Below are 23,586 nucleotides of genomic sequence, written 5' to 3'. Positions count from 1 at the left end.
TAATTTTGTATGAACGAAGAAGTCTCCAAAAAATTAGAGTTAATCAGGCAAACCTTGCGTGAAACCGAAGTGCAAGGTGTGCGCTTGCGCGGTACAGACTGGTTTGCCTGGGCAACAGCTGGCGCTTCTAACACCGTACTGCTGACTGCTGAAACTGGCGTAGCAGAAGTATTAGTAACTACTGAAGGTGCTTGGGTATTGACGGATGAAATTGAAGCGCAGCGTCTTAAGGATGAAGAACTGCCAGCTAATTTTAAGGTGTATGTGAACCCTTGGGCTGATTATGCTGCCCGTGAGTCTTTTGTTCGTGATGTAACTGGCGGCAAAAAAGTAGTTAGCGATCGCCCCATCTCCAATTTAGAAAAACCGTTACCCCCAACTCTGCAAAATCATAAACGGGTAATGATGTCAAGTGAATTAGAGCGATATCGTCAAGTCGGGCAAAAAGCTAGTCAGGCAATGACAGAGGTACTCAAAGCCGCCAAGCCAAGTTGGACAGAATATCAATTAGCGGGTGCGGGTGCAGAGGCGTTATGGGCGCAAGGGTTACATCCAGCGCTGACACTGGTAGCGGGTGAGAGGCGTTTACCGCTATACCGTCATGCAACAGCCACCGCAGAACAGATTGGACAGCAAGCGATGCTGGTGTTTTGCGCGAGAGGTTACGGTTTGTATGCAAATCTGACTCGATTTGTTTGTTTTGGTAAGCTTTCAGACGAACGAGCCGAATTACATTCCCATGTGCGCGAAATAGAAGCAGTAGTTTTGAATTTGTGCCAACCCGGAACCAGTCTCGATGCAGTTTATCACGCCCTAGCTCAGGCTTATGAGCAGCATGGATTTCCCAATGCCATCCGCGAACATCACCAAGGAGGAACCACTGGATATCTAGCGCGAGAAATCGTCGCCAATCCAACTACTACTGATACTTTGACAGAAGGTATTGCTGTTGCTTGGAACCCTAGTTTAGCAGGGGCAAAGATTGAAGATACTTTTGTGATTCTCAAGGATGGAAAGTTGGAAAATTTAACTTTCGATCCAAATTTTCCTAATGTTGAGGTAGAAGGAAGGTTACGCCCTGTACCTTTATACAATTAAAAATTATGGATTTTCAACAAGTATTTGGTAAACCACCTGAAACTGAAGCCAGTGCGCCAGGAAGAGTAAATTTACTAGGCGAACATACCGACTATAACGATGGCTTCGTTCTGCCAACTGCGATTCCTCAATCTACGACGGTAGAGCTAGGTTTGAGTAGCGATCGCCATCATCACTTTTACTCGGAAAATCTCAATGAGCAAGTGAGCATTTTAGATATAAACCATTCCCCGTCTGGATTTGCCAGTTATATTTTTGGCTGTATTGAGGTTTTGCAAAAAGCAGGACACACAATACCATCGCTTTCTGTGTACGTCAAATCATCGGTTCCGATGGGTTCGGGTTTGTCTAGTAGCGCGGCTTTGGAAGTGGCAACGCTGCGGGGATTACGCCAACTTCTGAAGCTTCCCATTGATGACGTTGAAATCGCCCAATTTGCCCAGCAAGCAGAAATTCATTATGCTGGCGTCCAGTGCGGCATCATGGATCAGATGGCTTCTAGTTTGGCTGATACTGAACATATCTTGTTTTTAGATACTCGGACTTTAGAACGCCGCGTGATGCCTTTGCCTGACAACGCGGAGATTTTGGTTATTGATAGCGGTGTACCCCGCACTCTTGCCACTAGCGGTTATAACCAGCGTCGGGCTGAGTGTGAAGAGGCGGCGCGATCGCTAGGAGTTAAGGCACTACGAGATATTACTGATATTGAGGTAACAGAAAAACTACCCGAACCTCTACGGCGGCGTGCCCGTCATGTGGTTACAGAAGATAACCGCGTCTTGGAAGTATTGCAGGGAGTAACATCTGAGCACTTTGGCGAATTGATGAACGCATCCCACGCCAGTTTGAGAGATGATTACGAAGTGTCTGTACCTGCACTGGATACATTAGTAGAGATTTTGCAGAAAACAGAAGGAGTGTTGGGTGCAAGACTTACAGGTGCTGGTTTTGGCGGTGCTTGTGTTGCTTTGGTTAAATCAGGCCAGAGCAAAGATATTGCAACTCATGTTCTTGAACAATACAAGCAAGCAGGTTACACCGGACAAATTTTGGTTCCTTCTTTGGAGTTAAGTGATGCAGCCTAAAGTTGTTTATGGAAACGCAGCCGTTGAAGGTGTAAATCGCTGGGGATGGTTCATGGGTCACTTTATCACCCCTGAAGACGATCCGCGTTCCACGGAAATGCTAGAAGTAAAATGGGCTGTTCACAAAGCAGGTGAAAGTAGAACTGAATGGGCGGTAAATAACCAAGCTGCGACGCTTTCAATTCTCATTCACGGAGAGTTTCGCCTGCAATTTGAAGATAGAGAAATTTTATTATCTCGTGAAGGTGATTATGTTCTTTGGTGTGCGGGTGTGTCCCATTGGTGGATTGCTGAGTCCGACTGCACTATTTTGACTGTCAGATGGCCTTCAAAGCCAGGGGATAGTGTTGAATTGGCTGGAGTGTCAAAGACTTAGTTTGCTAAGTAATTGAGCATAATTAATTTTAATTAGGTTCGATGCTCCCTCATCTGTCAGGATTACTTTGCTTCTCAACATCAGATTTAAGATACAAAGTCAGAGACTTAAGTAGTTGGCTTAAATAATTATCGTTGCGATCGGGCAGAGGATAAGGACAAAGGGTTTGAGCCTTGTTTACTTTTCTTTACACAGTTTGCTTTTATTGTGCCGACTTACTTATCATTTTCAAAAATTTTTGATATCTATCCTACAAACTTAATTATCTCGATCTTTGGTATTTTTTTTAATCCGTCGAACTCACATAGTATTAATCTAAAGATTTTTTGAAGATGAGTTTGTTTCACGTAAAGCCGTGATTTTCATGAAAGATGCATCTAATGCGATCGACAAAATATCTAGACATATAGAAAGTTTATTGCGGATTAAGTCATTTTACAGCCCCAAACTCAGGGTCGAATCGAATCAATTCTCGTGTCGAGTGGTCAGCGAGTGCAGCAGGGTACGCCGATCGCATCTTTGAGTTTAGATCAGGCTCAGGCTAATGTCGCCAGTTCGATCGCAGCTGCTAATTCGGTGCAAGCAGCATTGGGTACTGCTCAAGCAGAGCAACAACAAGCCGAAGCCCAAAGTCGCACTTACTTTCGCCCGTGAAGCTGCCGATGTGCTGATGTATGCAGGTGTGTCTATTAATGGTTTGCTGAGTCCAACTGCATTGTGACTGTGAGATGCCCTTCAAAGCCAGGCGATCGCGTTGCATTGTCTGGAGTGTCAAAGAATTTAGTTATGTTAAGTAATTCGTTATAATTAATATTAATTAATTGTTACAGAGGATTGGCATAAGCCACCAATTTTAAAAATAGTACGCTACTATCGACAAGCAATAAAAAATCTCCTAGAGGTCTGATATTAATACGCCTCTAGTTATAAGTTGAAGAGGATAAAAAAGATGGTTCAAAGTATAGGCGGTATAGCGAAATATTCAGCTACCGACCTAGACCGATTTGCTCAAAAACTGAATCAAGACGGAATTTGTGTCATTCCTGGTGTTTTTGAGCAAAAATTAATTGACGAGTGGGCACAAGCTTTTGAAAAATTATTTCACGAGCGTCAAAATCAACCAGGTGGGTTGGCTCCTCGTGAAGTTTCCCGCTACTATCTAACCTTGCCTTGGATTTACCCATTTGCTAATGAGTTAGTTTTTGCCAATCCAGTGATTATGGGTATTTTAGATCGCGTGTTTTACCAAGAATACGTGATGGTTCAGATGGGAGTTGATGTCCCATTCCAAGGTTCAGATTATCAGGAAACCCATCGGGATTTTCGCCCGTTATTTAGCGATCGCATTGTTACCCCACTTTACGCCCTAGCAGTTAACTTTCCCCTGGTGGAAGTAACCGCAGAAAACGGCCCGTTCCAAATGGCGCGTGGAACCCATGTTATACCGCGTGAAGAAGGATTAGAAAAAGTTGCCAGTGGTGAAATTCCGATGGAATCTTTTTATATGCAGCCAGGTGACGTGATGGTGCGATCGCCTTTAGCACTACATCGGGGTTCCCCAAATCGGACAAACCACCCAAGGCCGATGGTAGTCATGGGCTATGCCATGCATTGGTTGCACACACCAAAGGTAGATTTGACTCTCCCACAAGACTATTATGATAGTCTCCCAGAAAAACTAAAGCAGATGCTACGGTGTCAGCTAGTAGAAAGCTTACCTAAGAACAAAGTCGAGACTTACGTGAATTTCAAATACTAGTAGTTTTTCAAGGCAACAATGCTTGGTAAATAAGTTTGTAGTCAGGACTTTAGTCCTTGATTTAAGCGTTAAAGCCCTCACTACAAACCCGGCAAACTTAACTTGACTAACCACTAGTGGAAGAAGGATTTTTGTCATTCCATAGATAATTAAGATGCAAACCTATACTAATCCAGTCTACAAAGGTTATTTTGCCGATCCTTTTGTTTGGCAACACGAAGGCGTATATTATGCGATCGGTACTGGTGCAGCAGAAGCAGAAGGAACGGTAGACGAAATAGCGGACGCACCAAATGTTAACTCCGATAACAAATCGTGTGTCTTTCCTCTGTTACGCTCCTTCGATTTTGTAAATTGGGATTATGTTGGTAACGCGCTACAACGCCCAGATCCCGCCCTTGGCGATAATTTTTGGGCCCCCGAAGTTGCTTATTGCGATCGCCAGTTTTATCTCTACTACTCTGTAGGGCATGAAGACAAGAATCATCAGTTACGTGTAGCTACAAGCGATACTCCGTTAGGGCCATATCAAGATGTTGGTGAAACACTTGTAGATCCAAAGTCCTGTCCTTTTGCGATCGATCCGCATCCATTTCAGGATGACGATGGACAGTGGTATTTGTTTTACGCCCGTGACTTTCTGGATACATCGGATGGAGTACGTGCTGGCACAGCATTAGTTGTAGACAAACTCCAAACCATGACTAAGCTTGCTGGTGAAGGGAAAGTGGTTTTACGTGCGCGATCAGATTGGCAACGATTTTTAGCCAACCGTTTGATGTATGGTGAAATCTATGATTGGCATACTTTAGAAGGCCCCTGCGTTCGTAAGCATGAAGGTAAATACTACTGCTTTTATAGTGGTGGACGCTGGGAAACTGAGAACTACGGTGTAGATTATGGCATTGCTGACAACGTGATGGGGCCTTATTCTGATGCAGGTAACGAAACCGGGCCACGGGTGCTAAAGTCTGTTCCTAATTTTGTTATCGGGCCGGGACATAATTCTATTGTTCTTGGGCCAGATGGTAAGACTGAGTATGTTGTCTACCATGCTTGGACGCAAAACATGGATATGCGGCAAATCTGTTTAGATATGCTGATCTGGAAACCAGAAGGGCCATCTTGCAATGGCCCTACCTGGACACCGCAGACTATCAGCAACTATTAAAGATTTTGCGATACATTAACACCGCTCACTTTGGCTGGTATAACAACACTGTAGTAGCCAGCTGCGATCGCTGCTAATGCATTAAGCAAAACATTAGCGCCGAACAATGGCATTAAGCCGAAAAATGTCTTACCCAAAGGCAACAATCCGATGATGGCCAGCAATGCATAAGAAACTGCAAAACCACGATTGAATACACGCGCAGTAGTAGTATTGTTGTAAGAAGTAATTCCTAACAATCCTACGGCGCAACGTACAATGTTATGCAAAAAGTTGGTGGGAATTGCACTAAAGATATAACCAAAACCCGCAGAATAAGCACCAGAAGATTCATCAAGTGGAACAAAAGATTCGTTCGTTCCTGGTAATGAAACCAAAGCTGGTATGAATCCAGCTAAACCTAAAAGTAAATAACTGATTCCGATAGCCAAAGCAACGTAACGCTCGATCATTTTTGCCTGGTTAATGTTTTCCATTTTTTCTTTTGGTAAGTGCGTAGATCTTTACGAAATAGTAACAGCTAGCTGAGAAATCATGAGAATCTAATTTGTTAATAGATATAAATAGATTGCCTCTAGCTAACTGTCTAAAGCATAATATTTATAATTCAACTTTGTCTTTCATATATTTCACTCTATCAAAAGTAATGAATACTATTTCAAGCAAGGCTTATAGCTTTGATCCAATTTCACTTCCATGCTTTTTCTTACATTCAACAAGATTTACTGATTAATTATTTTTATTCTCGTCATATCTCATTGCTTGAACCACTTCCAAAAAGGGCATTTTTTGCTCATGATTTAGCATTCTACTCTGAGAAAAATCATTGAATAGCGAATAGATATCTACCTCAGATAGCCAAATCATAGTTTCATAACCAACCCGACCCATTTCTGGCTCTAAACCCATAGGTATCTCTAGTAAATAAACCCAGTTACCTGACTGAGGTCGGTAATTTTTGATAATGCCTTATTTGCCGATAAACTCTACCTTTTGACCGCTACTGAACTTAGGTGTTGACAAAACACTTGCATTCATTACTCGTAATTCCTTCGACTAATGGAGTGATAACTAAGGTTGTAGCGAATATGAAACTTGCAATTATCTGTCACAGGTTTCAATGTATTCTCTGTCAGGAGATTTAAGATTGAGTTTGAGTTTTTACATCTAAAGTAATAATTTTAATTAAAAAAATAAACTTACATCCTTAAGAAAAGAGAAACTTCTAAATCCAGAAATGTTGCTACTTAATTTATTAATATTGACTGCCGCTAAAAAGCAATACGGTTGGGTTAAGCATTTCTTTCTTCTCTTTGCGTCCTTTGCGGTTCGTTAAAAAATTGACTTTCGCAAAGAGTTTTAGCCTTAACTGAACTGTATTGCACTAAAAAGCAACATTATGACTTTTGAAGATCAATGCTTACACTTGCTGCATTACCTATTTTATTTAAGAAATATTGAGAGAAAAGCGATCGCTTCACGGATTAGCATCATTAGAAGCGATCGCTTGAGGTTTATGAATTGAATTACGAGCAATTGTACATATAGTCAAAAAGCTTTTAACCTACCCAAGGCTGAGAGAACATATATATCATCAGGGTGAAATTTATAATACTTGTTTCTAATAAAGCAACAATAAAAGAAATTACTTCATTTACTATAGGTTATAAAATAATTGTTACAGCAATATGTATCCAAGATAACCAAATAATATATATTTTGTAAAAAAATACCTTTTTAAGGCTTAAAAAATAGCCAATTGATATATAATTCTAGGACAAAATTAATATTAATAACAAAAAAATTAATCAATAACCAGAGATTATTAATTTTAATAATAGAGATAATTATTTTAATATTTTTGTGTACGAAACCGAACAGACAAAAGCAAGTATATATGCATAGGCTTATAAATAAAAAATCGTTACATAAATCAATAATCAATTAATTTTCAGATGTTGATAAAAATATAGTGCTTAGGACTTAATAAAGAAAGGAACTTTATATTTATTTGGATAGATGAAAAAATTAGATATAAACCAGTATTTTATTATGAGTGCAACGAAGTATTGAGTATACCGATTCGATATTGAAAAGCAGCAAAGTATGTTGCAAGCTTTTGCATGAGAGTAAGCTTGGTGCTGCTTTACAAAGAAAAGGTATTAGCGTTTGGCTAGTCAAAATTAATAATTTAAATAATGAGACGAACTATGGCAAGTGAAAAATCTCAAGTCAAAAACAACGGTGTCAGCAATGTTATTTCGCCCAAGCAGCGTAAAACAAAGCGATCGCAGTTAGCTGAAACGCAATCATCAAGTATATCGCTGTTGAATTTAACTTCGTCTAATAAAAAAGTTCAATCAACAGAAACCTTTAAAGACACACCTGATATAGTTTGCTTATCTCATTTACGCTGGAATTTTGTCTATCAAAGACCACAACACTTACTAACTCGCTGCGCTCAAGGAAAGCGAGTCTTCTTTATTGAGGAGCCGATTTTTTCTCAAGAACCCTTGGGAAAATTGGACATCAACGAAGATTCTAGTGGAGTAGTTGTGGTTGTGCCACACCTACCACAAGGTTTAAGTGAAGAAGCAATCAACGCAGATTTACAAGTACTAATTAATAATTTATTTGCAGAGCATAACATCAACAAATACATTTGTTGGTATTACACACCAATGGCGATCGCTTTTACCCGCCACTTGCAACCCCAAGCCGTGGTTTACGATTGCATGGATGAATTGTCTGCATTCCACGGCGCATCACCCACTTTAAAGAATTACGAAGCCGAACTATTCAGACGTGCAGACTTAGTATTTACAGGGGGACAAAGCCTTTACGAAAGTAAAGTGAACCAGCATCCCAACGTTTATGCCTTTCCTAGCAGTGTAGATGTTCCCCATTTTGGCCAGGCGAGAAATGTTCAAGAACCAGAAGATCAAGCTCATATTCCTCATCCTCGTCTTGGTTTCTTTGGCGTAATTGATGAACGGATGGATATTGAACTGCTTGCAGGTATTGCCGAAGCACGCCCCGATTGGCATTTAGTGATTATTGGCCCAGTTGTCAAAATCGATCCAGCAAATCTGCCACAGCATGAAAATATTCATTATCTCGGTGGCAGAGACTATAAAGACTTACCTGCCTATTTAGCAGGCTGGGATTTAGCAATGTTGCCATTTGCGCGTAATGAGTCAACACGCTTTATTAGCCCGACCAAAACTCCAGAATATCTTGCCGCAGGTAGACCTGTAGTATCTACCTCAATTCGAGATGTAGTGCGTCCTTACGGAGAATCGAAGCTGGTACGAATTGCAGATACAGTTTCTGAGTTTGTTACCGCCGCAGAACTTGCAATGCAAGAAGACACCCCAGCCTCAGAATGGTTGAGTCGAGTAGATGTCTTTTTAGAAAAGATTTCTTGGGATCGCACTTGGGCATCAATGATGAAGCTGATTGACTCTGCGATCGCGGCCCGTGATGGTGAAGACAAAGCTAACTCCACAGGTGCGGCTGGTAAACAAGCACCAAATATCATTACCAGAGATTTTGTCTTCGATTACTTGGTTGTCGGCGCTGGTTTTTCTGGTAGCGTCATTGCAGAACGTTTGGCAACTCAGTCTGGTAAAAAGGTGCTGGTTGTAGACAAGCGTAACCACATCGGCGGCAATGCCTACGATCATTACAACGATGATGGCATTCTTGTACACAAATACGGTCCCCACATCTTTCACACCAATTCCCGCGAAGTCTTTGAATACCTCTCACGCTTTACTCAGTGGCGGTCTTACGAACATCGTGTCCTTGCCAGCGTAGATGGGCAACTTGTTCCAATTCCGATCAACCTTGACACCATCAACAAGCTGTATGGCATGAATCTCAATTCATTTGAGGTGGAAGAGTTTTATAAATCGCTTGCTGAACCTGTAGAATACATCCGCACTAGTGAAGATGTGGTGGTAAGCAAAGTTGGTCGAGTACTGTATGAAAAGTTTTTCCGTAATTATACCCGTAAGCAATGGGGACTCGACCCTTCGGAACTTGACAAATCAGTAATTGCCAGAATTCCGACTCGTACCAATCGTGATGATCGCTATTTTACCGATAGTTACCAGGCAATGCCACTGCACGGCTTTACCCGGATGTTCGAGAATATGCTCAATCACCCGAACATCAAGGTAATGCTCAACACTGATTATCAAGAAATTCAAAAAGCTATACCTTGCCGCGAGATGGTTTACTCCGGGCCGGTTGACGAATACTTTGATTATCGCTACGGCAAACTACCCTATCGCTCGCTTGATTTCAAGCATGAGACGCACAATACGAATGTGTTTCAATCAGCGCCAGTAATTAACTATCCCAATGAACAGCTTTATACTCGTGTGACAGAGTTTAAATACTTGACTGGTCAGGAACATTCAAAAACTAGCATTGTTTACGAGTTTCCTCAAGCTGAGGGAGACCCTTATTATCCTGTACCACGTCCTGAGAATCAGGAAATTTACAAGAAATACAAGGTGCTGGCAGATGAAACTCCAGGGATCTATTTTGTAGGACGATTAGCGACCTACAAGTACTACAACATGGATCAATGTGTTGCTCAAGCTCTGTCTGTGTACAAGCAAATTGGGGTTAAGGCTTAAATAATTCGTAATTCACGCCTGTGCAACTTTCTTTCAAACCTAACCCCCAGCCCCTTCCCTACAAGGGAAGGGGAGCAAGAATCAAAGGTTTTATGTAAGTCGAATTACCCCCCTTAATCCCCCCTTATAAAGGGGGGAAATAAGAGAATCTTGTTCCCTCCCCTTTATAAGGGGAGGGTTAGGGTGGGGTAAAACCCTTGGTTAATCAGCTATTTCAGACTTGTGTGTACATCGTAGCTCCCTGTAGAGGAGAGGAATGGAAGCAGGGTTCTAAGAATAAATTGCACATCGCGTTAATTCGTAATTAGGGCTGCTCTGTATTTAGTAGGCTGCTCATGTCTGTAACGCACCGAAAATTTAGGATGGTGCGTTAGCCTCCGGCATAACACACCCTACAAAACTGAAAAAGAACGCATCAAATAAAATATCAGCTTGAGTTGTAAATTATGATTTCTGCTTTCAACTCGACACTCAACACTCCTGATTCCAAACTTCCTCTAGAAGTTTGGGCTGGTGTCGAGTGTACGGTTAATCGTGTGGGTGAAGAGTATCTCGATCAGTTAGAACGTAATGGTCATGCAACGCGCTTGGATGACCTAGATTTATTTGCCCAACTAGGTATACACGCCATCCGCTATCCAGTAATTTGGGAGCGGATAGCACCCAATGGTTTAGAGAATGCTGATTGGTCGTGGGCAGATGAACGGCTGGGACGGTTGCGCGAACTCGGTATCTGCCCAATTGTGGGGCTAGTGCATCATGGCAGTGGGCCGCGTGATACCAGCTTAGTAGATCCAGAATTTCCTGAGAAACTAGCGGTGTTTGCTCGTGCGGTTGCAGAACGCTATCCTTGGATAACACATTACACACCTGTAAATGAGCCACTGACAACAGCGCGATTCAGTGGGATGTATGGTCACTGGTATCCCCACGGAAAGGACGATTTAACCTTCGCCCGTGCATTGTTAGGGGAGTGTAAAGCGATCGCTCTTTCGATGCAGGCAATCCGGGAAATCAATCCCAATGCCCAACTCGTACAAACAGAGGATTTGGGTAAAACTCATAGTACACCAAAGCTGGTTTACCAAGCAGAACTAGAAAACGAGCGTCGTTGGTTGAGTCTTGATTTATTATGCGGTCGAATCAACCCAACTCATCCCATGTGGGGTTACTTGCGCGACTGTGGCATCAGCGAGACTGAACTTGAAGAATTTTTGCAATATACCTGTCCGCCTGACATTATTGGCATTAACCATTACCTGACAAGCGAACGCTTTTTAGATGAAAACTTAGAAAACTATCCAGCTTGGACGCATGGTGGTAATGGTCGGGACAAGTATGCAGATGTAGAGGCAGTGCGAGTTTGCGCTGAGGGTTTGGCAGGGCCGCGCACATTGCTCAAAGAGACATGGGAACGCTACAAACTACCCTTTGCTGTCACTGAAGTTCACCTGAGTTGCACCCGTGAGGAGCAGCTACGCTGGCTCAATGAAGTGTGGAATGCAGCCCAAGAATTACGAAACCAGGGTGCAGATGTCCGCGCTGTAACTGTTTGGGCACTTTTGGGCAGCTACGATTGGAATAGTTTAGTGACTCGCTCCGCAGGATACTACGAGCCAGGTGTATTTGATTTGCGATCGCCACAGCCTAGACAGACTGCGATCGCCAAGATGGTGCGAGATTTAGCCACTGGGCATAAACCCAACCATCCACTACTTGGTACACCAGGATGGTGGCATCGAGAAGAGCGCCTATTATATCCAGCCGTCAGTTGTCGCATATCTCCCCCATCTCCCCCGTTTTCCTCCCCTGCTACTCTTCGTCCCTTGGCGATCGTGGGAGCCACAGGAACTCTAGGCAAGGCTTTTGCTCGGTTGTGTGAAGTGCGGGGAATTTCATATTGCCTACTCAGACGCCAAGATATGGATATTGCCAATCCTGCTTCCGTCAATAAATTACTTGCCGAGTTACAACCGTGGGCAGTTGTGAACGCTGCGGGATACGTCCGGGTGGACGATGCCGAACGCGAACCTGATATTTGTTTGAAGGTAAACGCTGAAGGGGCAGCGATTTTAGCTGCTGCTTGCGCTCAACATCATGTAGGGCTGCTAACTTTCTCTTCAGATTTGGTATTCGATGGTGCTGAGTCTAATCCTTATGTCGAAACTGATACTGTTGCGCCCCTCAATGTATACGGGTGCAGCAAAGTTTTGGCAGAAAAGCTAGTGTTACAAGCTCATCCGGCATCGCTAGTGATTCGCACCAGCGCCTTTTTCGGCCCGTGGGATGATTACAACTTTGTGACGATCGCCCTACGACAATTAGCTGCTGGTAATACTTTTGTCGCAGCCGAAGATGCGATCGTCTCGCCTACTTATGTACCCGATCTTGTCCATACCAGCCTTGATTTGCTGATTGATGGCGAGAAAGGTTTGTGGCATTTGGCTAACAAAAGTGCTGTAGCTTGGTCTGACTTAGCCCGATTGGCAGCTAAAAAAGCAGGTGTGAGTGTCAGCAATCTAATTGCTCTTCCTACGCAAGAACTTGGTTGGATTGCTCCCCGCCCAGCTTACAGCGTTCTTGGCAGCAATCGAGGTGAATTAATGCCAAACCTTGACAGTGCAATTTCTCGCTACTTGGAAGAAAGAAATTAGTAGTCTTGCAATCTAATTTTAAGGGGAGGCAGGGGAGCAGCACTTCGACTACGCTCAGTGACCGGGGAGCAGGGGGAAAATTCTTAACTCCTAACTCCTAACTCTTAACTCCTAACTCCTAACTCCTAACTCTTTACTCAGCACTCAGCACTCAGAACTGTTTTGCCCCATTCCCCATTCCCAATTTCCCATCGCAAAATTATGTCAACTATTTTAGTAACGGGAGGAGCCGGATACATTGGCTCCCATGCTGTATTAGCCTTGAAAAACGCGGGTTATGAAGTAATTGTTTTAGATAATCTGTCGAACGGACATCGAGAACTTGTAGAAGAAGTTTTGCAGGTAAAATTGATTGTTGGAGATATGAGCGATCGCTCTCTTCTCGATGATATATTTTCAACTCACAATATAACTGCGGTTATGCATTTTGCTGCTTATATTGCAGTGGGTGAATCTGTCACCGATCCAGCTAAATATTACCAAAATAATGTTGCAGGCACTCTGACACTTTTAGAAGCAATGATTGCTTCATCAGTTAATAAATTTATCTTTTCTTCTACTTGCGCTCTTTATGGTGTACCAAAGTTTGTTCCCCTGACCGAAGACCATCCGCAAGATCCCATTAGTCCCTACGCTACTAGCAAGTGGATGGTAGAACGAATTCTATCTGATTTTGATGCAGCCTACAATTTGAAGTCTGTACGTTTTCGCTATTTTAATGCCGCAGGTGCTGACCCTAATGGGTTGCTGGGTGAAGACCACGAACCTGAAACTCATCTTATACCATTAGTACTACTAACTGCTTTTGGTAAGCGCGAATCTATTTTGATTTTTGGTACTGATTACCCTACACCTGACGGGACTTGTATCCGCGATTATATTCATGTGACTGACTTGGCACAAGCCCATATTTTAGGTTTAGAATATCTGCTCAAAGGTGGAGAGAGTGAAGTATTTAATTTAGGAAATGGCAGTGGTTTTTCAGTCAGAGAAGTGATAGAAACAGCTAAAGAGATAACAGGCAAAGAAATTAAAATAGAAGAACGCGATCGCAGACCAGGCGACCCTCCTATTTTAGTTGGCAGCAGCGACAAAGCAACTAAAATATTGGGCTGGCATCCAGAGTATCCTAATCTAAACGAAATTATCGCCCATGCTTGGCAATGGCATCAACAACGACATAAGTAAAGACAATTTAAAACATCCTGTAAGGCTTAGAAATTCATTCTTTAGGTATTCGTAAGCCAATGGTAGAACTTGTTTAAATTAGAGAATGTCTTAAAACAAGTATCAGTTAGTATTAGTTAATGAGCGTAATCGAGTTTCCAAATTTACCTAATGCACAGCAGTGCCAAAAAAGTACACTGCCCTATTTAGGGCTAGTTTGCATCACCTCAGACAAACAAGTGCGCTTTCGGACAATGACGCGCACCCGATACTTAAAACTTTCCCTTAGCGATCGCGAAAGTGCCCTGAGTGAACTGTATCGGCATAATTTACAGCGCTTACATGATGCCCTCTCCTTTTGTCAGCAGAATAAAATTCAGCTTTATCGGATGTCTTCTAATTTATTTCCCCTAAGTGACTTAGAAGACGAAATCGGCGCAAATATATTAGAGGCAATGAGCGCTGATTTAGCAACAATCGGTGAACGAGCAAATGCATTGAGCATCAGAATGGTGTTGCATCCAGATCAATATGTAGTGCTGAGTTCTGATTCCCCTGAAGTGGTACAGGCAAGTATCAATAATTTAGCAGGACATGCACGTATACTTGACTTATTGGGATTACCGCGATCGCCTTGGTCATTGATGAATATTCATGGTGGCAAATCTCAACGGGCTGAACAATTAGTAAAAGTAATTTCTGAACTACCAGAAAATATTAAAAGCCGCTTGACTTTAGAAAACGATGAATACGCCTATAGTGCTGATGAAATTTTAGCAGTATGTCAGCAAGCTAGTGTGCCGATGGTATTTGATGCCCATCACCATATTTGCCACGAAAATTTGGATAGCTACGATCATCCAAGTGTAGCATCCATGTTTTACGCAGCGCGAGAAACTTGGAAAAATCCAGATTGGCAATTAGTCCATATTTCCAATGGTGAGCAAGCTTTCAATGACAGAAAACATAGCGACTTGATTACCGATATGCCTAACGTTTACCACCAAGCACCGTGGATCGAAGTCGAAGCCAAACAAAAAGAAGAAGCGATCGCACTTTTGCGTTCTGGGTGGCTAATGAACAATAATTGTACGTAAATTAAGGACTTCGAGTCTATGTTCTCTGCACCTCTGCTGTTGTGTTTACGTTAACCAGAGTGAAACTTACACCTTTACAGTCTCATTCTTGGTTGATACCTCATATCATGTCCGGTTAAAGACTTATCATTAAGACCGCAGAGGGGCAGAGGGAAGGGGCTTTTGGGTTTTCTGCCTAGATTTGGAAATTATAACTAATTAGCCGGACATGATATCACTTCATTGGTCTATAAACGATTTTCTAGAACCTTTGTTTTGAGGTAATTATCTATAGCTAAGTTGCTTATTTCTCTTGGTAGATTAAATCAGAATTTAAAAAGACCAAAATAACAATATACACAGATAAAAACTAAACTTTAAATTGTTAGTTTTATGCAAAAAATTTATGGCAATGTTCAGGGCATCAAAGCTAGTCAGATTAAATGGCTGCAACAGCTTTATGAGCAAAATCAACCAGCAGATAGATTTATTACGCCAGAATTTGCTCAAGTCTTAGCTACAATCAGTCAACAAATTCATCACTCGATTTGTTGTTATCTCAATCGGCGTGGGCAAGTTATCCGAATTGCTGTCGGAACACCCAGTCAAACTCAACTTGCACCTGAAGAATTACCCCGGCGCAGTGCAGAACGTTTGAGCGGAATCCGTTGTGTTGCTACTCAAGTTAAATCAGCACCACCTGATGAAGCTGCATTGATTGCAATGATGCGTCAGCGCTTAGATGCTCTTGTCATATTAACCACAATTGATGGCGAAGTAAAAGAAGCTTTTCTAACTTACCTTTTCCCCGATTCAGAAAGTCCTTGGGTAATTTCACCTCCTCTAAGTTTGGACGATCTAACCGAACAAGAATTTGATGAACTAGTTCATGAATGGGAAAGAGAAATTGTTGACGCAGGGGATGGAATATTCCTATCTCAAGAAATTGTTTCCGATCAAGACAGGGTGTTGCTAGTAGGAGTGCAGACAGAAGATGTTTCTGTTCAGCGATTTGAAGATGGACTTGCAGAACTAGTGCGTTTGGTTGAAAGTGCTGGGGGAATTGTACTTGATACAATGCGGCAAAAACGCGATCGCGCCCATCCCCAAACAGTGGTGGGTAAGGGAAAAATTGAAGAAATTACCCTTTTGGCTCAAAAAGTAAGAGCTAATCTAATCGTTTTTGACCGAGATATTTCTGCATCTCAAGCCCGCAATTTAGAACAAGAGATTGGCATCCGAGTTGTAGACCGCACAGAAGTAATTCTGGATATTTTCGCTCAACGCGCTCGCACTCAAGAGGGTAAATTACAAGTAGAACTGGCGCAACTCGAATATATGTTACCTCGGTTGCGCGGTCGCGGTCAGGAAATGTCTCGATTAGGTGCGGGAATTGGTACGCGAGGCCCTGGTGAAACAAAACTAGAGACGGAACGGCGAACAATTCAACGGCGAATTGCTCAACTACAGGAAGAAGTAAACCAATTACAAGCACATCGCGCCCGTATTAGACAACAACGACAACAGCAAGAAATTCCGGTTTTGGCATTAATTGGCTATACCAATGCTGGTAAATCTACTTTACTGAATGTGTTAACCAATGCAGAAGTTTACACCGCAGACCAACTATTTGCTACCCTCGACCCAACAACCCGCAAAGTAATAATTACAGAACCAGAAACACATGAACGCAGGTCGATTTTGCTCACAGATACTGTAGGGTTTATTCACGAACTCCCACCACCACTGATAGATGCGTTTCGCGCCACATTGGAGGAAGTAGTTGAGGCAGATGCCATGATTCATGTTGTGGATTTGTCCCATCCAGCTTGGGAAAACCATATTGCAAGTGTCCTGGAAATACTCGAAGAAATGCCTGAGATTCCAGAAAAAAGTTTGCTTGCTTTTAACAAGGTTGACAAAGTAGATAGCGAAACCTGGGCTAGAGTTCAACAAGATTATCCCCAAGCTGTGTTTATATCAGCAACCCAGCACTTGGGTTTAGAGACTTTAAAAATGCGATCGCTGCAACTAATTGACGAACCTGTGAAGGCGATTGCAGTTCCACAAAATTCATACTAACAAGAAAAAATTATATGATACCGACCATCATTGTTCACGGTGGAGCAAAAACCATCACAGACGATAAAGTTGCAGCCAACAATGCAGGCTGCACAGCAGCAGTAGAAGCTGGTTGGGCAGTGCTAATTAGCGGAGGTACTGCCGCAGAAGCTGTTGAAGCAGCTACCCGTGTTCTAGAAGCTGACCCGACATTTAACGCTGGTCTTGGTGCAACTCTCAACAGCGACGGAGAAGTGGAGTTAGACGCGGCGATTATGGAAGGCTCTTTAAGTTGGGGAGCAGTTGCAGCAGTTCAAGGTATACGTCATCCAATTTCGGTTGCCCGAAAAATTATGGATGAAAAACCCAGGCTGCTAGTAGCGCGGGGTGGAGAACGCTTCGCCATAGATTCTGGTGCCGAAATGTGTAAAAAAGAAGACTTAGTAGCCGAAGAACAATGGCAGCAGTGGAAGGAAGATCAAAAAGTTATCGATCGCCCCAACACCATAGGTTGTGTAGCTTTAGATAGCAGTGGCGTCTTAGCTGCCGGTACTTCAACTGGCGGGACTACGAAGCAGCAACAAGGTCGCGTCGGTGACACTGCGCTTGTTGGCTGTGGTTTGTACGCTGATAATAAAATCGGCGCTTGCTCAACAACAGGTGATGGCGAGTCAATTATCCCGGTGGTTTTGGCTAAAACTGCGATCGATTTTTTGAGTGGCGATCGACATCCAGATGAAGCAGCACAGATGGCAATTGACGCTTTGGTTTCTAAGGTTAAAGGTGAAGCTGGGTGCATCCTCATAGATCGTCAAGGACGCGTTGGCTGGGCGTATAACTCATCACACATGGCTTGTGCTTATATGACCGCAGGGCAAGACAAGGTGGCTGCCTTTACCAAGAAATAACTCATACCAATTCGTAATGGGTTACGCCTGGCTACGCTAAGTTTATGCGTAATTAATGAAATCCAATTCAGTCTGAGTTTTCAAGTTTGAATATATAGCCTTTTTTCAAGTTAGTGTTACTTGGAAATCTGGGTTAATCATTTTTTATAAACAACCGCATCCATAAAGGGATGCGGTTTCTCGGAGGAGTAGATGAACTCAAAATACGACTTTCATTATTTTCAAGGCAGTACTCTTTCTGATCTGTTTGCTCAAGACATCACAGATGCATCTTATGGGTTTATTTTAAATTACCCTGCAACTGGCAGTTGGGCTGCTTATCCCAACCGGAAAAAATATTTTATTCAAGATGGCAGTAGTGAAGCCACCAAAACCTCCTTCGACAAGATTTGTCAGAAGGAACCTTGGAAAAATTTGGCTGTGCTAGGCGATCGCATTCCTGGAATTGTGATTATACCACCGTCAAAGTCGCTCATTGGCTACTGGCAAGAGCATTTCGGCAGCCACTCCAATAGGTCGATGATGAATTGCTCGACTTATCTAGATGACCTTAGCCAGAGCGAACACTTCGATAAACTGATTACTTTATTTCCCTTTGATTGCCTCAAACCTGAAAAACACGCTGTTCCTCCAGACACTCATTACCGTTTACTCAGCAAAGTAACCCTAGACCAACTGGGAGTGCAATGTCCAAAATACAAGAGCTACAATCTGCACCAAACCAATCTCGAAGACATTGAATTACCAGAATTCCCCTATTTAATTAAAACGTCCCACGGACTCTCAGGAGAAGGCACTTATATCATCAAAAATCCCAGCGATTTTAACTACTGTTTTGAAGAAATCAAGAAATATCTTGATATTAAGTTGCTCGATACGATTATTGTTTCGGAGTTCGTCAAGAATGAAGTCCAGAATTACTGCGTACAGTTTTATGTCAACAAGCTAGGAGAGATAACCCTCATCGGTACTACCAGCCAACTTGTCACTCCAGAAGGCAACTATTTAGGCGGACTGATTGACTACCGCAACACTGACATGAACAAGTTTTTTGAGATGATTGCTGCCATTGGTCAGTATGCTCACAAACAGGGTTATTTCGGCGTGATTGGGTTCGATGTGTTGGAAGATCGAGACGGAGAATTTTATGCGATCGATGCCAATTTCCGAGTCAATGGATCGACTCCGTTATGCTTGCAGCGTCATACCCTATTGCAACTGGGGAAGGAAGTAGCTAAATATTCTAGTGACTACCGTATGGAAGGAACATTAGATTCAATTTTAGGGGCTTTAAAACCAGAACTAGATCGCAAAGACTTGATTATCCTGTCGGCTTTAGAGAAGGCCAAATATGGGAAAATCTACACTGAAATTTATGCGATCGTTACTGGAGAAACTATCCAGGAAATGCAGCATATCGAGCAAAAATTACAGGATAAGGGATTACAATGGCTCCCTTAAACAGGATCACTGTTGATATTTGGCGTTACCAATTTTTATTTATTGTATGAATGAGAGTTATTTGACTAACTTCATAAATGGGTTAACTTCGTTTTATGCGAGGATAAAATGAAAAGAAATAATTTAGAATACTACGATCTGAACGCAGACAAATGGTGGAATAAAGATGAAATTTTATATGTTTCTAATCATCTAAACAAGTCAAGATTCGAGTTTTTTTCTAATTTAGTGCCAGATTGGAAAGGATTGAAAGTTTTAGATATTGGCTGTGGAGGAGGACTAGCTTGTGAATTTGTAGCCAATCTAAATGCTGATGTATCTGGAATAGATTTATCTTTTAATTCAATTGAAATAGCCCAACAACATGCTAGATTAAATAATTTAAAAATTGATTATCAGCGAGCATTAGCTGAAAACCTTCCCTACCAACAAAATAGCTTTGATGTTGTTTTGTGCTTTGACGTATTAGAGCATGTTGAAGATTGGAAAAAAGTTCTTTCCGAAGCTTATCGAGTTTTAAAACAGGATGGATTATTTTTATTTGACACAATTAATAGAAATTTCAAGTCTAAATTTATAATGATTTGGCTTTTAGAAGATACCCTAAAGCATATACCACCCGGACTTCATGACTGGAATAAGTTTATTAAACCCAAAGAAATGATAGAAGTAATGAAAAGTACTGGCTTTGCAGATTTTGAAATTAAAGGATTTGATTTAACAGGTGAGAGTAGTTTTAAAACATTGAGAAGTATCCTACTTAAGGGCTTGAATAATCAAATTAAAGGTGAAAAAGCAGAATTGTTTGAAATCAAAATTAACAATGATACTTTTGTCTGCTACATTGGTAAAGCTGTGAAAATAAGTTGATAAATATTATTGTAAAGCTTTAGCATTGTAGTTTTATTTTCAATCAAGTAAAAGCCAGGCTACAAGTATTTGGTTTTTAAGAATAGATTGAAATCTATTAATTATGCTTTGAGAAATTCAAAAATATACTTCTTTTTGTAGATGTAAATTCTTTAGAAAAATCATAAATAAAATATGTGATTTGTTTTTATCCAAATGTATTTTAAAAAAGGTTAACAAAAATGAAATTTCAAATTGAATGCAATACAGACAAAATCAACAAAATATGTTTAATTTGCCAGGAAAACTTTCAGACACATGAAGCCAGATTAATTGTATGCAATGACAAAGGCGAATGCTATGGAGATATCTGCTATGAATGTATAGCTCATGGCGGTAGTTGGGTTCAATCTCAACTTCAACAATTTAGTCATCAACTACTAGCTTTAAGATAATTTTAAGTAAATTAAAAATTGTAAGTAAGAGATGGTAAATAACTGAAGGATTGCGTAAATGCGTTTGTAGTAAGGACTTTAGTTTTGGGTTTTTAAGCACTAAAGTGCTTACTACAAACCTATCAAAACTTTTGTGATAAAGGACTAGGCATTACAGAGCGAATTGCACTAATAAAGTTTTGAGCATAATTCTGCGTTGAAAAATCGAGGGCGCGTTGTCTAGCAGCTATTCCTGCACTCTGGGCAAATTCTTGCTCGTCAAGATAGCGAAGAATTGCGATCGCTAATTTATCCGCATCGCCGTAAGGTGTTAATAGTCCATTCATGCCATCGGTAATAATTTCTGTCGGGCCGCCTGCACTGCCAGCAATTACAGGTTTACCCAATGCCATCGCCTCAATAATCACAATCCCAAATGGCTCATTATCTGATGCATGAACAAATACATCCATCGCCTGCACCCATTCCGGGATATTACGCTGTAGTCCAGCCATAATTACTTGGTCTTTCAAGCCCAAAGCGGTGATTTCGACTTTTAAAAAGTCCTCATAATCCGGTTCTAAATCGTGTTTACCGCCAACCACTACACAATGGGCATCGGGATACTTCTGTAAAATTTTGGGCATTGCTTGCACCAATACGTGCATTCCCTTCCATCGTTGCAATCGTCCCACAATTCCAATCAACGGCCCGTGTAAAGGTAAGCCCAGTTTCCGCCGTGCTTCTTCTGGAGTTGGTAAAGCATTCGGCTCAAATCGGTCTAATGCGACACCAGGATAAACCAAAGGTGTTGGTCTGTGGGGCCAAATCTCTGCCTGCGCTTGCTTACCATCTTGCGAAAGAGTAATAATTGCCTGCGCCGGAATTAAAGTAGCAAGTCGCACCAACCAAGTTTTATCACTAGGTACTTCTAGTTGATACCACACAGCAGGCAAGCCCGCCAACATTGCCGCCAAACCTCCAGATATATGCGTGATCCACATCCAATTGACAATTATATCTGCACGTTCACGGCGGGCGATCGCAGCTATCCGCAAAACAGCGCCAATAAAACGGTGGATTTGGCGTAAACGTCCACTTTTTACAACTCGCGCATCAATACCGAGAGACTTTACTTGTTCGACCATCGGGCCGTCTTCTAAAAATATCACCAGCCACTCAACACCAGCATTACGTCCCTGCTGCACCAAATCCCAAAGCATCATTTCACCACCGCCTCGTTGCTCGGCTAATGGCATGACAATAATTACTTTCATAATCTATAAAAGTCCTATTTAAGTTGTAAGATTTATCAAGGAAGGCAGGAGGGTGATCCTGCCTCCTGCCTTCTTCAAAAGATTCTCGATTTATTAGAGAAGTTAGGAATATTGGAGAGCATCTGAGGATTGCTATAGTACTTATGTCCTGCCATAGCCATAGCTAAAAATCCCCAAAGAATCATCCCTGATACGCTCAACATCCCGCTGCCGATAACTAACTGTGAAGCAGAACTGATTCCAATGGCGCGGGCAGCACTGACAAAACTATCGAAACGACCTTCACCATAGCTGCTAACACTAATAATCAAGAAGATTAATCCACCCATATAAAATATGCCTCCAAACCAACCAAGGGTGAAAAACATATCTAAAATGCCACTATCAATTACAACTACTTCAATTTGACCAGTTTTTTCGTTGACCTTCCAAATATTTCCTAAGCCATTACCTAAAGCATTAGAAAGCGCTAAACCAAGATTTCTGTCGTAAGTTCCCGATCTATCTTTAAAGCTGCCATCTTCTTGAATATTAGAAAAAGTTTCAAAACGTGCTGCTACCACCCCAGCAATTGGTTCAATAGTTGTCAATGGCACAACACAAATAGCCATGACCACAATTATAGTAATTAAGCGCATTTGAATTCTGGCTCTGACTGAACCCATAATCATAATTATTCCAAATAACCAGCCTCCCCAATTAGTACGTGCTTGTGTTAATAGAAAAGATAAGTAACCAACAGCTGAAGCCGGAAAAATTAAGCTTCCTGAACTGGTAAATAACAACAGTAACCCAGCCTGCATAACCGAACCAAAAGGGCCGACTGAGTGTAATGTACTCCAGACGCGCATCCCGAAAGGTACAGGGTTTCCAGAACTCATGAATAATTTTGATTGGATGAGCCAGTACCTATCCCACTCAGGAGCTACTACAAATTGATATACGCCATAAGTTCCTAAAATTAACACAGACCAGAGAAATGTTCGCTGAATGTTCTGGCGATAGGTGGGATAATCTCGCCAGTTGATAAATAAGTGAAAAGCGAAAATAATCGGACTGAGCCAATCCATCAATCCGCGTGCTACAGGAATAGGTGGGTTGTAAATTAGACCGATGAGAAAGCCATAGAAAACTCCGATAAAAGCCAAAACAAACGGCAAACCCCCTTGGCGAGAAGCGCGGGGAAAGTGTCGCAAAAATGTTGCTATAGTTATAAACACCACTAAATACGGTGCTATGAGCATTTGACGGCTAGCATCCCACCCTACCCGATAATCAACTAAGCGAGTCGCTAAGGGTGTGAGAAACCAAATCCACCAGGTAAAGCCAATGTAGAGAATGGGATGCCGCAAGTATAAAAATAAGGCTACTACTAAAGCTGTCGCTGGGTAAATTAGGCGCAATGCGGCAGTAACACCAGCAAAATAGCAAACTACAGTTAGTAATATAAAGCCTGCGATCGCCATCCAACCCTGTAGCGATCGCTCTTCGGGAGAATAGTTTTCTTGTAAAAAACTATTGAAAAGTATCTGCTTAGAATTCATTCAATTTTAGATGT

At 41.9% G+C, this 23,586-nt stretch carries 20 protein-coding genes; 16 read left to right on the top strand and 4 right to left on the bottom strand.

Going from position 1 to position 23,586, the window contains the following annotated elements; genetic code table 11:
- Positions 1–9: 9 nt before the first annotated feature.
- From RMY27_RS04975 to RMY27_RS04950, 6 genes are all read left to right on the top strand, one after another.
- Positions 10–1,098, top strand: coding sequence for a M24 family metallopeptidase (locus tag RMY27_RS04975; protein WP_322660983.1), 1,089 nt, complete (start codon positions 10–12; stop codon positions 1,096–1,098).
- A gap of 5 nt (positions 1,099–1,103) precedes the next feature.
- The gene (galK, locus tag RMY27_RS04970) at positions 1,104–2,186 is read left to right on the top strand and encodes a galactokinase (protein ID WP_322660980.1); all 1,083 of its coding nucleotides are present in this window, start codon (positions 1,104–1,106) and stop codon (positions 2,184–2,186) included.
- A complete protein-coding gene (locus RMY27_RS04965) occupies positions 2,176–2,562 on the top strand; it encodes a signal peptidase I (RefSeq protein ID WP_322660978.1) in 387 nt (128 codons plus the stop codon). Before galK ends, RMY27_RS04965 begins: the two co-directional genes overlap by 11 nt.
- Before the next feature lie 432 nt (positions 2,563–2,994).
- Positions 2,995–3,216: a biotin/lipoyl-binding protein gene (locus RMY27_RS04960; RefSeq protein WP_416212308.1), complete on the top strand. Its 222-nt coding sequence runs from the start codon at positions 2,995–2,997 to the stop codon at positions 3,214–3,216.
- A gap of 295 nt (positions 3,217–3,511) precedes the next feature.
- Positions 3,512–4,321 (top strand): phytanoyl-CoA dioxygenase family protein, encoded by an 810-nt coding sequence (locus tag RMY27_RS04955; protein WP_322660974.1) that lies wholly within the window; start codon positions 3,512–3,514, stop codon positions 4,319–4,321.
- Between the two features lie 154 nt (positions 4,322–4,475).
- Complete coding sequence (locus tag RMY27_RS04950) at positions 4,476–5,492, top strand: glycoside hydrolase family 43 protein (protein ID WP_322660972.1); 1,017 nt, start codon at positions 4,476–4,478, stop codon at positions 5,490–5,492.
- On the opposite strand, the gene RMY27_RS04945 is transcribed toward RMY27_RS04950, so the two are convergent.
- Together RMY27_RS04945 and RMY27_RS04940 are read right to left on the bottom strand one after the other, a co-directional pair.
- Positions 5,489–5,968: a DUF4383 domain-containing protein gene (locus RMY27_RS04945; RefSeq protein WP_322660970.1), complete on the bottom strand. Its 480-nt coding sequence runs from the start codon at positions 5,966–5,968 to the stop codon at positions 5,489–5,491. The genes RMY27_RS04950 and RMY27_RS04945 overlap by 4 nt on opposite strands.
- Before the next feature lie 253 nt (positions 5,969–6,221).
- A complete protein-coding gene (locus RMY27_RS04940; RefSeq protein ID WP_322660968.1) occupies positions 6,222–6,401 on the bottom strand; it encodes a hypothetical protein in 180 nt (59 codons plus the stop codon).
- Between the two features lie 490 nt (positions 6,402–6,891).
- Here RMY27_RS04940 and RMY27_RS04935 point away from each other — a divergent pair, with 490 nt between their 5' ends.
- From RMY27_RS04935 to RMY27_RS04890, 10 genes are all read left to right on the top strand, one after another.
- Positions 6,892–7,017, top strand: a complete 126-nt coding sequence (locus RMY27_RS04935) for a hypothetical protein (RefSeq protein ID WP_322660966.1) — start codon at positions 6,892–6,894, stop codon at positions 7,015–7,017.
- 685 nt (positions 7,018–7,702) lie between these two features.
- A complete protein-coding gene (gene glf / locus RMY27_RS04930; RefSeq protein ID WP_322660963.1) occupies positions 7,703–10,141 on the top strand; it encodes a UDP-galactopyranose mutase in 2,439 nt (812 codons plus the stop codon).
- A 446-nt stretch (positions 10,142–10,587) separates the two neighbouring features.
- A complete protein-coding gene (locus RMY27_RS04925) occupies positions 10,588–12,795 on the top strand; it encodes a family 1 glycosylhydrolase (RefSeq protein ID WP_322660961.1) in 2,208 nt (735 codons plus the stop codon).
- 201 nt (positions 12,796–12,996) lie between these two features.
- On the top strand, positions 12,997–13,983 hold the full coding sequence (gene galE, locus RMY27_RS04920) for a UDP-glucose 4-epimerase GalE (RefSeq protein ID WP_322660959.1): 987 nt from the start codon (positions 12,997–12,999) through the stop codon (positions 13,981–13,983).
- Between the two features lie 119 nt (positions 13,984–14,102).
- A complete protein-coding gene (gene uvsE, locus RMY27_RS04915) occupies positions 14,103–15,059 on the top strand; it encodes a UV DNA damage repair endonuclease UvsE (protein WP_322660957.1) in 957 nt (318 codons plus the stop codon).
- A gap of 372 nt (positions 15,060–15,431) precedes the next feature.
- Positions 15,432–17,120 (top strand): GTPase HflX, encoded by a 1,689-nt coding sequence (gene hflX, locus RMY27_RS04910; protein ID WP_322660955.1) that lies wholly within the window; start codon positions 15,432–15,434, stop codon positions 17,118–17,120.
- A gap of 14 nt (positions 17,121–17,134) precedes the next feature.
- Entirely contained in the window at positions 17,135–18,007 is an 873-nt protein-coding gene (locus RMY27_RS04905) for an isoaspartyl peptidase/L-asparaginase family protein (protein ID WP_322660953.1), read from the top strand.
- A gap of 192 nt (positions 18,008–18,199) precedes the next feature.
- Positions 18,200–19,468, top strand: coding sequence for an ATP-grasp domain-containing protein (locus RMY27_RS04900; RefSeq protein ID WP_322660951.1), 1,269 nt, complete (start codon positions 18,200–18,202; stop codon positions 19,466–19,468).
- Between the two features lie 108 nt (positions 19,469–19,576).
- On the top strand, positions 19,577–20,338 hold the full coding sequence (gene ubiG, locus RMY27_RS04895) for a bifunctional 2-polyprenyl-6-hydroxyphenol methylase/3-demethylubiquinol 3-O-methyltransferase UbiG (RefSeq protein ID WP_322660949.1): 762 nt from the start codon (positions 19,577–19,579) through the stop codon (positions 20,336–20,338).
- A 221-nt stretch (positions 20,339–20,559) separates the two neighbouring features.
- Entirely contained in the window at positions 20,560–20,772 is a 213-nt protein-coding gene (locus tag RMY27_RS04890; RefSeq protein ID WP_322660947.1) for a hypothetical protein, read from the top strand.
- Between the two features lie 122 nt (positions 20,773–20,894).
- Here RMY27_RS04890 and RMY27_RS04885 read toward each other — a convergent pair whose 3' ends face one another.
- Positions 20,895–22,028: a glycosyltransferase family 4 protein gene (locus tag RMY27_RS04885; RefSeq protein ID WP_322660945.1), complete on the bottom strand. Its 1,134-nt coding sequence runs from the start codon at positions 22,026–22,028 to the stop codon at positions 20,895–20,897.
- Positions 22,029–22,102: 74 nt separating this feature from the next.
- The gene (locus RMY27_RS04880; protein ID WP_322660943.1) at positions 22,103–23,572 is read right to left on the bottom strand and encodes an O-antigen ligase domain-containing protein; all 1,470 of its coding nucleotides are present in this window, start codon (positions 23,570–23,572) and stop codon (positions 22,103–22,105) included.
- Positions 23,573–23,586: the final 14 nt, after the last annotated feature.

Origin of the sequence: Nostoc sp. DedQUE09, assembly GCF_034530915.1 — a bacterium.
Taxonomy (GTDB): Bacteria; Cyanobacteriota; Cyanobacteriia; order Cyanobacteriales; family Nostocaceae; genus Nostoc.
The sequence above is the reverse complement of the archived record's forward strand: the minus strand, read 5'-3'. Positions and strand labels throughout refer to the sequence as shown.